At 35.1% G+C, this 14756-nt stretch carries 12 protein-coding genes; 6 read left to right on the forward strand and 6 right to left on the reverse strand.

Going from position 1 to position 14756, the window contains the following annotated elements; all coding sequences use genetic code 11:
* Window positions 1-246: 246 nt before the first annotated feature.
* Together O0955_RS15035 and O0955_RS15040 are read left to right on the forward strand one after the other, a co-directional pair.
* Window positions 247-1878: an amidohydrolase gene (locus O0955_RS15035; protein WP_269428378.1), complete on the forward strand. Its 1632-nt coding sequence runs from the start codon at window positions 247-249 to the stop codon at window positions 1876-1878.
* On the forward strand, window positions 1865-3682 hold the full coding sequence (locus O0955_RS15040) for a serine hydrolase domain-containing protein (protein ID WP_269428379.1): 1818 nt from the start codon (window positions 1865-1867) through the stop codon (window positions 3680-3682). The genes O0955_RS15035 and O0955_RS15040 overlap by 14 nt, the downstream gene beginning before the upstream one ends.
* A 103-nt stretch (window positions 3683-3785) precedes the next feature.
* Here the strand turns inward: O0955_RS15040 and O0955_RS15045 are convergent, their stop codons facing one another.
* The 6 genes from O0955_RS15045 to O0955_RS15070 all read right to left on the reverse strand — a co-directional run bounded on the left by O0955_RS15045 (window position 3786) and on the right by O0955_RS15070 (window position 10731).
* On the reverse strand, window positions 3786-5210 hold the full coding sequence (locus O0955_RS15045; RefSeq protein WP_269428380.1) for an FAD-binding oxidoreductase: 1425 nt from the start codon (window positions 5208-5210) through the stop codon (window positions 3786-3788).
* Between the two features lie 202 nt (window positions 5211-5412).
* Window positions 5413-5943 carry a hypothetical protein gene (locus O0955_RS15050; RefSeq protein ID WP_269428381.1) on the reverse strand — a complete coding sequence of 177 codons (531 nt, stop codon included), beginning with the start codon at window positions 5941-5943 and terminating at the stop codon, window positions 5413-5415.
* Window positions 5940-8057, reverse strand: a complete 2118-nt coding sequence (locus O0955_RS15055) for a hypothetical protein (protein WP_269428382.1) — start codon at window positions 8055-8057, stop codon at window positions 5940-5942. Before O0955_RS15055 ends, O0955_RS15050 begins: the two co-directional genes overlap by 4 nt.
* A gap of 67 nt (window positions 8058-8124) precedes the next feature.
* The gene (locus tag O0955_RS15060; RefSeq protein WP_269428383.1) at window positions 8125-8709 is read right to left on the reverse strand and encodes a Crp/Fnr family transcriptional regulator; all 585 of its coding nucleotides are present in this window, start codon (window positions 8707-8709) and stop codon (window positions 8125-8127) included.
* Between the two features lie 116 nt (window positions 8710-8825).
* Window positions 8826-9668, reverse strand: a complete 843-nt coding sequence (locus O0955_RS15065; RefSeq protein ID WP_269428384.1) for a DUF6929 family protein — start codon at window positions 9666-9668, stop codon at window positions 8826-8828.
* 100 nt (window positions 9669-9768) lie between these two features.
* Window positions 9769-10731 (reverse strand): isopenicillin N synthase family dioxygenase, encoded by a 963-nt coding sequence (locus O0955_RS15070; protein ID WP_269428385.1) that lies wholly within the window; start codon window positions 10729-10731, stop codon window positions 9769-9771.
* Between the two features lie 262 nt (window positions 10732-10993).
* Between O0955_RS15070 and msrA the strand changes: the two genes are divergently transcribed.
* From msrA to O0955_RS15090, 4 genes are all read left to right on the forward strand, one after another.
* Complete coding sequence (gene msrA, locus O0955_RS15075) at window positions 10994-11593, forward strand: peptide-methionine (S)-S-oxide reductase MsrA (protein ID WP_269428386.1); 600 nt, start codon at window positions 10994-10996, stop codon at window positions 11591-11593.
* An 85-nt stretch (window positions 11594-11678) separates the two neighbouring features.
* The gene (locus O0955_RS15080) at window positions 11679-12029 is read left to right on the forward strand and encodes a VOC family protein (RefSeq protein WP_269428387.1); all 351 of its coding nucleotides are present in this window, start codon (window positions 11679-11681) and stop codon (window positions 12027-12029) included.
* 130 nt (window positions 12030-12159) lie between these two features.
* A complete protein-coding gene (cysS, locus tag O0955_RS15085) occupies window positions 12160-13620 on the forward strand; it encodes a cysteine--tRNA ligase (protein WP_269428388.1) in 1461 nt (486 codons plus the stop codon).
* Between the two features lie 106 nt (window positions 13621-13726).
* Window positions 13727-14710 carry a M28 family peptidase gene (locus O0955_RS15090; RefSeq protein WP_269428389.1) on the forward strand — a complete coding sequence of 328 codons (984 nt, stop codon included), beginning with the start codon at window positions 13727-13729 and terminating at the stop codon, window positions 14708-14710.
* The last annotated feature ends 46 nt before the right edge of the window (window positions 14711-14756 follow it).

The following is a 14756-nucleotide window of genomic DNA, read 5'->3' on the forward strand; positions in this document are numbered from 1 at the left end:
TCAAATCTTTTTTAGAAAATCAGGTTTCTGTTCTTTTGGTTCAAATGGTCCCGCTTTCCGCTATAGTCCCGATAAAGGATCGGGAGCTGCCGCTACAATCTGGTTTATTATTTAGGGCTGGTTTATATTGGCAACTACTATTAAGCAACAAAACATGTTTATGCTGCTACCTTTGCTGTTAATCTGCCCTTTCTGTAAGACTGAATTTACAAAGCGAAATGAATTCAATTTTCTATCTTTATCCACATGAAAACCTTACTCTACGCAATAGTTTTTGTCGTTTTTTTATCGTCTTGCAATAAAAAACAAGCTGATGTAATTGTTTACAATGCCAAAGTGTATACCGTAAATTCAAATTTTGACACTGTTGAAGCTTTTGCTGTAAAAGATGGAAAAATTTTAGCACTGGGTAAAAGTGAAGAGATCAGAAAGCAATATGCTGCGACAGAGGAAATAGATGCAACAGGAAAAATCGTATATCCCGGATTTATAGATGCACACGCTCACTTTTTTGGTTATGGGCAAAGCTTACAAACCGCAGATTTAAGGGAAACTAAATCGTGGGAAGAAGTTTGCCAGCGTTTAGTTGCTTTTGCAAAAACACATCCTGATGGCTGGTTAATTGGCAATGGTTGGGACCAAAATGACTGGGCTGATAAATCTTTCCCAACCAATGAACAGTTAACTCAATTATTCCCGGATCGTCCGGTATTTTTAAACCGTATCGATGGGCATGCTGCTATTGCCAACCAGAAGGCATTGGACGAAGCCGGAATTAAACAGGCAGAGAAATTAACCGGAGGTGATATGTTAACCAAAAATGGTAAACTAACCGGTGTTTTAATTGATAATGCAGTTGCTTTAGTAGAAAAGAAAATCCCTTCTCCTGATGCAAAACAGGCTGAAAAAATATTACTGGATGCACAAAGAAATTGTTTTGCCGCTGGTTTAACCACGATAGATGATTGTGGACTGGGATTTGAAGCGGTGGATTTCATAGAAAAACTACAGGCAGACCATAAATTAAAAATGCGGTTGTATGTAATGCTTTCTGATGCAGCGCCCAATTATGACTATTTGTTTAAACGGGGTGCAATTAAAACCGATCGCCTTAATGTAAGGGCGTTTAAGGTTTATGCAGATGGCGCTTTGGGGTCACGTGGGGCATGTCTTTTGCAACCTTATAGTGATATGCCCGGTAAAAGTGGTTTTCTGTTAAGCGATCAGAAACATTTTGAAGAAGTGGCCGCTAAAATTGCGGAGCATAATTTTCAAATGTGTACACATGCCATCGGAGATTCAGCAAACCGGGTGATGCTCAATATCTATAATCGAGTTTTAAAAGGTAAAAATGATAAGCGCTGGCGCATTGAACATGCACAGGTTATTAACCACAACGATTTTAATTTATTTGGAAAAGCAAGCATTATTCCTTCGGTACAACCTACGCATGCTACATCCGATATGTATTGGGCGGGACAGCGCCTGGGTACACAACGATTGAAAGATGCCTATGCCTATAAACAATTATTAAAGCAAAACGGATGGATTCCACTGGGAACAGATTTTCCGGTAGAAAACATTAATCCATTATTAACGTTTTATGCAGCAACGGTAAGAGCAGATGCAAAAGGTTTTCCTCAGGGCGGTTTTCAAATAGAAAATGCCCTTACACCTGAAGAAGCATTAAGAGGAATGACAATTTGGGCAGCCAAAGCTAACTTTGAAGAAAAAGAAAAAGGTAGTTTGGAAGCAGGTAAATTTGCCGATTTTGTTATTTTAGATGCCGATATTTTAAAATCAACACCACAACAAATATTAAAAACCAAAGTTTTAAAAACCTACCTGAACGGAGAAAAAGTATATGAAGCGAAATAGATTGTTTATCCTGGCTGCAGCAAGTTTCTTTAATGTTTTATGCCTGATTGCCTGCGCACAGGAACACACTCAAAACGAAAAAAAATTAACTGTTAATAATGAAATTGCCCGAAAAACAGTTTTATTAAATAATCAGGATTCTTTAATTCCGCTAAAAGCATTAGAGAAAAAAAATATTGCATCGGTAAGTCTTGGCTTTGCCTACAGTTCTGTATTTGATAGTCTGGCCAATAAGTACAGTCAGGTTACCTCATTTTCTGCAGTTTCCTATCCGGATAGTTTAAATTTAAACGATCTGGAAGACGATTTGAAATATTACAATACCATTTTGGTTTCTGTAGATAATCAAAATGTAAACAAAGCAAAGTATATCAATTTTATCAATAACATCAGCAAAACAAAAAAGGTAGTGATTGCCTTTTTTGGAGATGGAGTAGGTTTAAAATCTTTCGATATGCTTAAAACCCCTATTGTTTGGACACCAGACAATACCGCTGATGCAGCAGCCATTGTACCTCAGTATATTTTTGGCGGAATGGCAGCAAGCAATAAGTTAACCACAAATTATTCTGGTAAGTACACAACCGGTTCAGGTTTTGTTACCACAGTAACCCGCCTGAAATATACAGTACCTGAAGATGCAGGATTAAATTCGAACAGCTTAAAGGAAATAGATGATATTGCTGCCGAAGCCATCAGCCAAAAAGCGGCTCCAGGAATGGTAGTTTTAGTGGCAAAAGATGGTAAAGTGATCTTTAATAAAGCTTATGGAAACCACACCTATTTGGATAATGTGCCGGAGAAGGTTACAGATATATTCGATTTGGCTTCAGTTACAAAAATAACAGCAACCACGCCCGCCGTGATGAGGCTTTTTGAAGAAGCAAAGCTGAAACTGGATACCAACATCAGTGCTTATATTCCAAAAGCACGCACCACCCCAATGAATGATATTCAAATTAGAGAGGTAATGTTGCATCAGGCTGGTTTTATTCCTTATATCCCTTTTCATGATTACGTAAAAACGGGTGATTACAGCAGGGATTCTTCTGCCGCTTTTCCAACAAAAGTTGCCGATAATTATTACATCAAAAAGGGCTTCTTTAAAGATTTCATGTGGCCTAAAATGCTTAATGCACCAATTAAAACCCGTGGGCAATATGTGTACAGTGATATTAGCATGTACGTGATGAAAGATATTGTAGAGCACATTAGTGAGGAACCATTAAATCAATATGTTTATGAAAATTTTTATAAACCATTGGGCATGCAAACCGCAGGTTTTTTACCAAGAAACAGATTTAAAGCCGAACAAATTATTCCGACAGAAGACGACAAGTTTTTTAGAAAGACTTTATTGGTGGGTTATGTGCACGATCAGGGTGCTGCTTTAGCGGGTGGTGTATCTGGTCATGCAGGTTTATTTGCAAGCAGTAATGATATGGCTATTTTTTATCAAATGCTTTTAAACCGGGGTACCTATGGAGGTGTACAATATTTTAAACCTCAAACGGTTGATATGTTTACCTCAAAACAATCTAATGTAAGCCGTCGCGGTTTAGGTTTTGATCGCTGGGATCCGGATAGTACAAAACATTATCCTTCAGATTTAGCCTCGCCACAAACTTATGGGCACACGGGTTACACCGGAACCTGTGTTTGGGTAGATCCATCAAGAGGCTTGGTATATATCTTTTTATCAAACCGTGTAAATCCGACAGTTACCAATAAACTGTCTGATTTAAAAGTAAGAGGGCGTATTCAGGATGTTGTGATTAAAGCAATTGATGATTCAAAAAAATAAAGAATAAAAAAGGGTAAGACCTAAATCTTACCCTTTTTATGTTGGTGCTTGGCAATTAATTAGAGTTTCTTTATTTTGCAATTTTTATAAGTAGATATTAAAATTATGGAATATAATAGGCATCAAAAAGCTTGTTTCTGAATTTATACTCAGGGTCATATTTTCTTTTCAAAGAAAAAAATAATTCATAATTAGGGTATGCTCTTTCAAATTGGAACTTTGTCGCTTGTATTTGATATGGTAAGTAATAAGAACCGTTTTCAGCTAAAGAAGCATCAATGAGACTTCTTGTCCATTTCTTTACCCATGTTTTATCCTCTAATGAAACACCCTGTTTATAGTAAATAACAAAAGCAAAAGCCTCTTTCTTTGCCCAAGCTAGATAAGTTCCTTCATCGATGTTTGCGTGTCGTATCGAAATGTTTAATACATTGACTTTGTTGTCCTTCAGAATTTTTAACATCTTTGGTAAAAATGATTCAAAACCCTCAACCGGAATAAAGTATTCTTGTAAAACATAGGTTGATTTTTTTCTTGACGAAGGTTCCAATTCATTTATATCATAGGTAGCTTCATAATTTCTCCATTCAACAACTTTTCCAGTATAGTGTAAAGGGTCAATAATATGATGCCTGATCCATTTTCCGAATAATGACCCCGAGACAACTTTAAGCGCAAATCTATTCAGGGCATAGTTTTCATCGTTAGGTTTAAGTCTATCCTTAACGGTTAAATTTTTATCCGTTTTAACATAAGAAACAGCCCGTACTTCTTCAAAATCACTTGGATATATATCAGCGTTATGAAAGATTATATTTGGCTTATTTCTGATTTTTGACATGAAGAAGTTTTTATACTCTTTTAAATCCATAACACTGTCTTGAAGCTCTACCTTGCAGTTATCGGTTAAAAATAACGTAACTTCCGAAATAACACCTATTCCTCCATACCCACCTATGGCTGAATAAAATATCTCTCTATTCTCCTCGCGACTTGCATTTAAGATTCTGCCGTCAGCCAAAATAATTTTAAAACTTTTAACAGACGATATAATTGGCCCCTGGCCAACATAACGTCCATGTACATTTACGCTTAATGAACCTCCCACAGTGAAGTTTGCATAAGTCTGCATAATTTTAACCGATAAGTCATATCGATCAATAAATTGAATTAATTCCCACCATCTTATACCTGCCTGAACCGTGATTTCTTTTTCTTCTCTTGAGAAATTAAGAATGTGGTTAAATTTTCGCATGTCAATTTGCAAGGTGTTTTGAGTAGCAGTTTGCCCTCCTTGACTAAATCTACCTCCACCAATGGATATAGGACCATTATGATTTTTAACTGCATTTATAATTTCTATAGAAGTTTTAGGTTTTAGAGTACCATTAACTTTAATTGGGTTAAGCTGTGTTACGTCATTAATGATGTTTTTTTCTTCCGGAATTCTATCAGCATTGCATGAAAAAAATAATAATGCAACAAGTACAATTAAAATTTTAATATGATTTAAGGAGCTAAATCTCATAGCCTTGGTTTTTATGTATAATCAAAACTACCAGTTCTATTTAACTCAGTTTTTGATTAAAGTCAAAAAGAAAGCAGGCTTAAAAAAAAAATATGAAATACAAATTTATTGTCTTTTGTGTTATAGCAAGATTCAATATCCGTGAAAAAAGCAATTGATGTTTACACATCAACTGCTAGAAGAGTGAATTATTATTCAGATATTAATAATTATATCCATTCAAATCTTCCATTCCATCAGTAAGCTTAATTTTTGGAAGTTTACTTTTAAGTAATTCAAATTGTTCCTGGCTTAGCGCAGAGCCATTTATTAATACTCTTTTTAATTTTTTTATTCCACCAATCTTTTCTGCAATTTTATTAATATCGCAGTTTTTAGCTAGAGATAGTGTTAAATCCTCTAAATGATCTAGTGTATAAATTTCCTTCGGCAAGTCATATATATACAATCCAATAAGAGAAATTGATTTCACTATTTTGAATTTATTAATCCAAGAAGGTATTTCAAAGGCAACTCCATTTGTAGGTAAATTTTCACCATTTAAAACTGGAAAAACTAAAGCGGAATCATTAAATATATAAATAGACTCATATTTATCACCATCTACTAATCCTTTTGTTTCGATAAACTGATGGTAATTCATCATTAGAAATTGATTGTTTTCCTGACTCATTGCAAAAGTTGAAAATGTAAGTTTAAATAATATTAAACAAATTAATTGTTTCAGTTTCATAAATCTTTTATTTTATCAATTAGATCAAAATAAGCTTTATTAGAATCTTGCCATAAATTTTTCTCTATTCTTATAAATATAACCTGTTCATTGGATGAGTTTTTAATACTATAAATATTACTTATGGTATTTAATACCGATTGTCTATATGATGAGCTCATCAACTTCATCCAACAATTATAATCAAATACTAATACAGAAGCATTTACCCCATTTATTTTACTTCTATGAACTGTTTGATTAACTCCTTCCTGAAAGGTTGCATAAAGAGTTTCAACACTATTTTTATTTACATTTAAAGTTTTTACTTCATAAGCAATTCTACCTATTTCCATTGAAGTATTATGATTTAGATCAGGATATTCCATTTTTTGTTGTTTTGGATTTCCATCAATATCTGTGTAGTTTATCATTATACCATAATACATTCCGCCTACTTTAGGCAGAAAATGTTCTTGTAGAGCATCAATATGGGTTGAGCCGGCCCAATAACCAATTCTCATGTTTCCACCTGGACTAGTTGGATATTCTGTAGTTACTCTTTGGGCAAACAGACCTTCTCCTATAGCTCCAATTGATTTTCCATAGCCATCTTTTCCTGCTAATCCTTTACTAACTAAATGAAAATATTTAACGGATGTATTATTTGCTCCAATAAAAGCCCGATAAATCCAAGGGTTATATGCTATAATCTTTTGTGAGACTGGGTGACTTTCAGTATATGTGTCTGACTGGATCCTATTGCTTGTAAATATATTATACCCATTTGAAGTAAAGACAGGAAGTGCCAAAGCGGGTAAATTCAGATTAATATCGGAGGCATTTATAGCTTCATCACTGTAGAATTCGTCTAAAAAGTCATAAGTAACAGTTCCGCCACCGCCTGTTAATAGAGGTGGAGTGTTAAAAATAATTGGTTCTCCGCTAGGGCTATAAAAAATTGGAGTATAGTTGTTAGGGTTACCTGTTCCATCAGGTCCTTTATTTCCTATACTATATTGATAACCAGTAGTAAATGGGCCGGCAGTTGCATTTGGAGTAAAAAAGGATGCAACTAGGTTGCCACTCGCATCTCTAATCTCGGTTATTGTACCAAGGTACGTTACACCATCAGGGGTAGTAAGAACAGTATTGGGTTTAGGTGGTGACACTGTTAATCCTGAAGCTACAGCGTCAGCTACAAGTTGGTCGAAAACACTATTGGGAACCTGGCAATTTAAACAATTCGGATCTGTACCGTAATTTTTTGGTGGAGTTCCATCATCAGGTGCAGTCGGTAATGTGCCTGGAACTGGTTGTTGTCCACGTGGGTTATTAGGGTCAGGAATAAGCCCTCCAGTGCCATCTGTTGGTATTTCTACATCTACGCAAAATCTGGTGTAATTATAACCTTTAATGTATGTTGAACAAACTGGTGCTTGTGAACCTTCTGGCTGTATGCATGATTCACCATAAATTGGAGTTTGGCCAGTATAACAAAATTGCTGTGCCGACACCTGGATTCTTCCGTTACCAAAATCGTTCATGTTAATTTTCTCTTTCAACCCCGCATTTACAGATTCTCTGTAGCCTGTCTCAGTACCCTGACTAATAGCTTGTAAAGCTTTACCAGCATCAAAAATCCATCCATTTACAAAATTGCCCTTTCTATTATAAAAATAAATATAGCCAGTAAAATTATTTACCTGTGTATAATGTACAGGTTCATCAGATAAACTGGTCATATAATAACCATCTGTTATTTGGCCAGTTTTAGAATCTTTAAATAACAATAACTTAAACCTACTTTTAGCTAAATAATTATTTTTATCACTTTTACTTAAAAAACCATTAGTTATAAAAGCATTATCAGTACTTGTTAAATCAACCTCATATACAATTTTATCTTTTAATTCATTTACATAGATATTGTTCCAATTTGGAACCATACTTGAAAACAAAATGCTTTTTTGATCAAAGTTTTTACTTTGCCATTCTTTTAAGGCTGTAAGCTCATTGTTAGAGAGTTTCTCTTTGCCTAGATTGTCCTTTTTACAAGAATTCAAAATAATCAAAAGGATTAATAAAAATAACGAAAGGTTAGGTTTTAGAGGAGAGTTTAATTTGTATATCATAATAGACTTTTTAGTTATACAAACATATCTGTTTAAAGCCATTCGATTTTTGACAAAAGTCAAAAAATTATTTTTGCTTCCTTATACGACTCAAAGTCTCCTGCGAGATGCCCAAATATGAAGCAATGTGCCCTAATGAAACCCTTTGAAAAAGTAGAGGACTCCGTTGCAGTAATTGTATATAACGTTCTTTTGCACTTAACATTCGTAAATCATTTGCTTGCATTTCATTGCGCATATGGTAATACTCCGTTAATTTGCGCCCTGAAAAATTAAACTCAATAAAATTCAAATACATTTCGTCAAGTTTTTCTCTTTTAACGGCAATTAATGTAGAATCTTCCAATGTTTCAATATATTCAAAACTTGGTTGACCTGTATAGAAACTATAAACCGAAATCAGGAGTTCATTTTCAAATAAAAACCAGGTATTGGTTTCTTTACCAAGCCTGTCTAAATAATAAATTCTTGCGGCTCCTTTTACAATAAAATATATGGTATTACTTTTTTCGCCTGCGTTTAGTAATCTTGTTTTTCTTTTAACCTGTATAACATCGCTATTATTAACAATTGCTTCTTTTACCTCTGCACTTAATGGATAAATGTTATTAAAAAGATCGAATAAACTTTGATGATTTTCCTGTAATTGCATACTTGTTTTTGATTAAACAGGATGTGTTAATGAAATGAGTTGATTAAAGCCAAATGTAGCCAATTATTTTATGGAAAATAAAATAAAAAATACAAAAATGTAAACGTAGGAAGTGATTAAAGACTCAATGTCAATTTATAAATTGTAGTCTTCAATTCTTCTGTATCCAGGTCTTCGCACAATAAAAATTCAATAGAATTACCCGAGGTTTTATAAAATGAAATGCCTTCAAATTTATGATTGCCCGAAATTTTATGTGCAAAGTTTAATTTTAAAGATTTTGCATTGATACTTCCAATAAAGCTGCCTAATATTTCTCCGTCGTTAAATGTAGAGTTTGTATCCTCTGCAGTGGAAATAAAATAAATGTCGTCTTTATAAAAAGTAGCATCTGTAAAAGAAGAATTGATGTGTTTAATATTTGGCAAAATAATGGGGTAGAAGTTTGATGATTTAGCATGAGTCAAACGCTTTTCAGGAATTTTGAATATTCCGTTTTGTGAACTGGAACCATTGCCACGATTAAAAAGTAACCATTCTTCGCCAGTAAAAATTGCACCTTCAATATTGAAATTTTCATCATCAATAGAAGATGCCGGTTTTAAAAGGTTATAGGTTTCAGAAAGGTCATTCGAGGTAATTTTATTGGTTTCTAAATCATATTCAATTATTAAATTCCGGACAGGTGTAGAGCCAGACCCCAAAATGAACAAGGTATTTTCGAAATGGCATAAAACTTCAAAATCCGGCTTTTGTGTTTTGGGGATGTTTTCCAATAGCGTAGAGTCTGTTGAAGACAGAATTTGAATTTTACTTAAAGCAGTTGTTTTAATATCATACTGATTTAAATAGCCACTGTTATCTCCAATGATGTACAACAGATCATCTTTAACAAATAACCCGGATGCTGCACCTATTCCGTCAATTTCAGCAAAAATATTTAAGCCTGTTTTATGCATTTTAAAAGGTAATAAAAAAGCGCCAAATTTCTTCGGCGCTGTATTTTTTATAGCAGGCAGTTAAAAACTGTTAACTGAAAATTGCCAACTTAAAACTGATTTATTTTTTTAAGCCAATTTCTCTTAATCTTTCATCAAGATATTCACCGGCGGTCATATCGCTATACACTTTAGGGTGTTCAGCATCAATGGTAGAAGGTAAGCTGGTTAAATCCATATCGCTGCGTGGATGCAGGAAGAAAGGCACTGAGAAACGCGAAGTTTTCATTAATTCGCGTGGAGGATTAACCACACGGTGTGTAGTTGATCTTAATTTGTTATTGGTTAAACGCTGAAGCATATCGCCAACATTGACCACAATATCTGTATGATGCGCTTTAATTGGCAACCACTCATTGCTGCGGGTTAAAACCTCTAAACCATCTGCACTTGCACCAATTAATAAGGTAATTAAGTTAATATCCTCGTGAGCACCTGCACGTACGGCGTCGTCAGGAATAGTTTCAGGATTTTCAATCGGGAAATAATGAATTCCTCTTAAAATAGAATTACCATTATGTACATGTTTATCAAAATAATTGATCGGTAATTCCAGGTAGGTAGCAATAGCACGCAAAAGATAAGTGCCGTTTTCCTGCAATTTTCTGTAAATATCACCTGTAACCTTATTAAATTCCGGTAGTTCCTCTAAAATTTCGTTGTCAGGATACTCTTCTTTTACCGGATCGCCATCCGTTACTTCCTGTCCAATTTGCCAGAACTCTTTTAAATCCGGAGTTTTTGCACCTTTAGCAGTTTCTTTACCCGCACTGGTATAGCCACGCTGACCAGCAAGTTCAGGTTTTTCGTATTTGCGTTTAGTTTCAACAGGTAAAGCAAAAGCCGCTTTAATATTTTCGTAAAGTTTGTCGATCAAATCCTGACTTAAGCCATGGTTAGTGATGGTAACAAAACCTGAATCGTTGAATGCACGACCAAGTTCATCAGAAAATTTTTTGCGTTCTTCTTCAGTGCCATTAATGTATGAGCCTAAATCTAAACAAGGAATATAAGGTGTAGACATATTTTTTATGTTTTATTGTAATACGAATTTAAAAAAGAATTGTTAATAAGTGTGGTGTTTGCCTTTTTTTTGAACTTAAAAAATTGATAAACAATATTTTAAGTTATTAACATGTCAATTTAAATTAACAAATATTTGCAATTGTCATATAAAATCCATTATTAGAGGCGTAAAAACTTTAGCTGTTTTTATTTCGTATAATTAAGGAAAGAAGGCAAGACTTTTAGCAATACAAGTTAAAGCCTGAACAAATAACACACACATGAAAAAAATAATTTTAATTTTATTAGCTGTTTTAGCTTTAAACCAGGCTAATGCTCAGGGCAAAAAAACAGAAAAGGCAACCTTTGGAATGGGCTGTTTTTGGTGTACTGAAGCCATCTTCCAAAAATTAAAAGGCGTGGTATCAGTAAAATCAGGTTATGAAGGCGGGAAGCTGGCAAATCCAACTTATGAAGAGGTTTGTACAGGTTTTACTGGTCATGCAGAGGTTTTACAAATTACCTATAATCCAATGGTTATCAGCTACTCTGATTTACTGGAAGTTTTTTGGAAAAGCCATGATCCGACAACATTGAATCGCCAGGGGGCAGATAGTGGCACACAATATCGTTCTGTTATTTTTTACCATAATGATGAACAAAAGCAACTGGCCGAAAAATATAAGGCCGAATTAAATAAAACCAATGCTTACGGTAAAAAAGTGGTAACCGCTATTGAAGCGGAAAAACCTTTTTATGTAGCTGAAAATTATCATCAGAATTACTACAATAGAAATGGTGATGCACCTTATTGCAGATTGGTGATTTTGCCTAAACTGGAAAAGCTCGAAAAGGTTTTTAAAGCAAAGTTGAAAAATTAATTAGCTTGATTAGATTTGAATCCCGTAGCAGCACACGGGATTTTTTATTTAAAAACGTAATTTCGGAACAATAATAGAATTCTTTATGGTTAAGCGAATTGTTTTAGATATTGATACGCCTGAAATAGCAAAGGCACAAACTTTTTATCAGGATGTTTTAGGACTGGATTTGTTGATGGATCATGGCTGGATTGCAACTTATGGTTTAAATAACCAACAAATGGATATCCAGATTAGCTTTGCTAAAGAAGGTGGCTCCGGAACACCAACTCCTGATTTGTCCATTGAAGTAGATAATCTGGAAGAAATTTTAGAAAAGGTTAAGTTGGCTGGTTTTCCTATTGAATACGGTCCGGTTGATGAGCCCTGGGGCGTCAGAAGATTTTATACAAAAGATCCATTTGGCAAGCTCATTAATATTTTATGTCATCTTTAAATGCAATTATTACACAACACTTTTCCTGAAAATGCAGATTTTGATTTAGCGAATGTCAATTAAGTAACTTATCCGGCTAAACAATTAAGCATACATTAAACTTTCCGACAGTAAATATTACATTTGCAATATGAATACAGGCTTGCAGCTTTACAACACCTTATCCCGTAAAAAAGAAATTTTCGAACCCTTAAATGCACCCAATGTTGGGATGTATGTTTGCGGTCCAACTGTTTATAGCGATGTGCATTTAGGCAACTGTCGCACCTTTATATCTTTTGATTTAATTTTCAGGTACCTTAAATATGCTGGGTTTAAAGTACGCTATGTGCGTAATATTACCGATGCCGGCCATTTGGAAGGTGACCGTGATGAAGGCGATGATAAATTTGCAAAACGTGCCAAACTGGAACAATTGGAGCCCATGGAAATTGTACAAAAATATACTTTAGGTTTCCATGATGTTTTGCGCATGTTTAATACTTTGCCGCCCAGCATCGAGCCTACAGCTACAGGCCATATTATTGAGCAAATTGAAATGATTAAAATCATCATTGCAAACGGTTATGCTTATGAAATTGATGGTAACGTATATTTTGATGTAGAAAAATACAGTAAAAGTTATAATTACACCATATTAACCAACCGCAATCTGGAAGATATGCTGAACAATACCCGTGAGCTTGGCGGACAAGACGAAAAACGTGGACGTTTAGATTTTGCACTTTGGATAAAAGCCAAACCAGAAACTTTAATGCAATGGCAATCGCCCTGGGGTATGGGGTTCCCGGGCTGGCATATAGAATGTTCTGCAATGAGTGCTAAATATTTGGGCGAAGAATTTGATATTCATGGCGGTGGTATGGATTTAGCTGCAACGCATCATACCAACGAAATTGCACAATCAGAAGCATGCAGTCACCACCAGCCAGCAAAATACTGGATGCACACCAATATGCTTACGGTTAACGGTACCCGAATGTCAAAATCGGCAGGCAATGGTTTTCTGCCTTTCGAATTGTTTACCGGAAACCATCCTTTATTAAGAAAAGGATACAGCCCCATGACGGTGAAATTCTTTATGTTACAGGCACATTATCGCAGTACTTTAGATTTTTCTAATGATGCTTTGGATGCTTCAGAAAAAGGTTTCCGCCGTTTAATGAGTGCCGTTAGTCTTTTAGAAAAATTAACGCCAACTGAACAAAATGACTTTGATATTGATGCATTAAAAGCAAGATGTGTTGAAGCCATGAACGACGACTTTAACAGCCCGGTGTTAATAGCTGAATTGTTCGAAGCCGTTCGTATTATCAATACTGTTTATGATGGTAAAGCCAAAATTTCGGCAGATGAACTTCAGAAACTGGTTCAGCTGATGCAGGATTTTGTTTTCGATATTTTAGGATTGAAAGATGAAGAAAGCAGTAACACTGATTTAAATGGCGTGCTGGATATGATCATCAATCTTAGAAAAGAAGCCAAAGAGAATAAAGATTACGTTACCTCTGATAAGATCAGAATTGGGCTTCAGGAATTAGGTATTCAGCTAAAAGATAGTAAAGAAGGTACAACCTGGAGCAAAGCATAAAATTTGTTAATGTTCAAGTATTAATATTTGTCCTGCTGAGGAACGAAGCATCTCTATATTATGAATGAGATGCTTCGTTCCTCAGCAGGACAGCAAAAATATAACGATGAATAAAAAACTTTTAATACTGTCTTTAATCACTTTAATTGGATTTCAGGCTTGTAAGAATACAAAGAAAACAACAGAAGAAGCTACAACTGAAACACAGGAGATTAAACTGCTTTCGCCTGATTTTAATGCAGATAGCGCCTACGCTTACACGAAAGCGCAGGTAGATTTTGGGCCCAGAATTCCAGGGACTGCTGCGCATCAAAAATGTGCAGATTATCTGGTTAAGAAATTAAAGTCATTTAGCGCAATTGTAAAAATTCAGGGCGGAAAAACGTCTACTTATGACGGAAAAAGTTTTGAGTTAAAAAATATTCTGGCAAGTTTTAACCCCGATAAAAAGAACCGGGTTTTAGTTACAGCACACTGGGATGCCCGTCCGTTTTCCGATCAGGATACTGATCCGGCAAACCATACCAAATCATTTGAAGCTGCAAACGATGGCGGAAGCGGTGTTGCGGTAATATTGGAAATGGCTCGTCTGATTCAGCAAAAACAACCTAATGTAGGGGTGGATTTTGTGCTTTGGGATTTAGAAGACTATGGCAAAGCCAATGATGAAAGTCCTGATGAAATTACCTGGTGTTTAGGCTCTCAATACTGGGCTAAAAATGCAGCGGCAACTGGTTACAAAGCTATGTATGGCATTAACCTGGATATGGTTGGCGGTGGAAATGCCCAATTTTCGCAAGATGAAATTTCCAGAACAGCTGCTCCTGATGTGGTTAAAAAAGTTTGGGATATTGGAAATGAAATCGGCTATGCTTCTTATTTTGTAAATATTCCTTCAGGCAAACTTGTTGACGATCACGTTTGGGTAAACAAAGCAGGCGTGCCCTGCATCGATATTATTCACTACAATGATAACAGTGGTTTTTACATTAACTGGCATACCCAGCTGGATAATTTAGCCAATATTGATAAAAATACACTCAAGGCAACGGGACAAACCGTGCTTGAAACCATTTACCGCGAAAAATAAATTGTGTATTTGTTAATTACTTTTGAAAAAAACAGATCAAAGAAAA

The organism is Pedobacter punctiformis (genome assembly GCF_027213715.1).
GTDB lineage: Bacteria > Bacteroidota > Bacteroidia > Sphingobacteriales > Sphingobacteriaceae > Pedobacter > Pedobacter punctiformis.

What these genes read in the sequence shown, in the direction of transcription:
- msrA (WP_269428386.1), top strand. Translation starts at nt 10,994, where the DNA reads ATGAAAAAAATAATTTTAATTTTATTAGCTGTTTTAGCTTTAAACCAG.
- O0955_RS15060 (WP_269428383.1), bottom strand. Translation starts at nt 8,709, where the DNA reads ATGCAATTACAGGAAAATCATCAAAGTTTATTCGATCTTTTTAATAAC.
- O0955_RS15035 (WP_269428378.1), top strand. Translation starts at nt 247, where the DNA reads ATGAAAACCTTACTCTACGCAATAGTTTTTGTCGTTTTTTTATCGTCT.
- O0955_RS15055 (WP_269428382.1), bottom strand. Translation starts at nt 8,057, where the DNA reads ATGATATACAAATTAAACTCTCCTCTAAAACCTAACCTTTCGTTATTT.
- cysS (WP_269428388.1), top strand. Translation starts at nt 12,160, where the DNA reads ATGAATACAGGCTTGCAGCTTTACAACACCTTATCCCGTAAAAAAGAA.
- O0955_RS15065 (WP_269428384.1), bottom strand. Translation starts at nt 9,668, where the DNA reads ATGCATAAAACAGGCTTAAATATTTTTGCTGAAATTGACGGAATAGGT.
- O0955_RS15080 (WP_269428387.1), top strand. Translation starts at nt 11,679, where the DNA reads ATGGTTAAGCGAATTGTTTTAGATATTGATACGCCTGAAATAGCAAAG.
- O0955_RS15070 (WP_269428385.1), bottom strand. Translation starts at nt 10,731, where the DNA reads ATGTCTACACCTTATATTCCTTGTTTAGATTTAGGCTCATACATTAAT.
- O0955_RS15040 (WP_269428379.1), top strand. Translation starts at nt 1,865, where the DNA reads ATGAAGCGAAATAGATTGTTTATCCTGGCTGCAGCAAGTTTCTTTAAT.
- O0955_RS15045 (WP_269428380.1), bottom strand. Translation starts at nt 5,210, where the DNA reads ATGAGATTTAGCTCCTTAAATCATATTAAAATTTTAATTGTACTTGTT.
- O0955_RS15050 (WP_269428381.1), bottom strand. Translation starts at nt 5,943, where the DNA reads ATGAAACTGAAACAATTAATTTGTTTAATATTATTTAAACTTACATTT.
- O0955_RS15090 (WP_269428389.1), top strand. Translation starts at nt 13,727, where the DNA reads ATGAATAAAAAACTTTTAATACTGTCTTTAATCACTTTAATTGGATTT.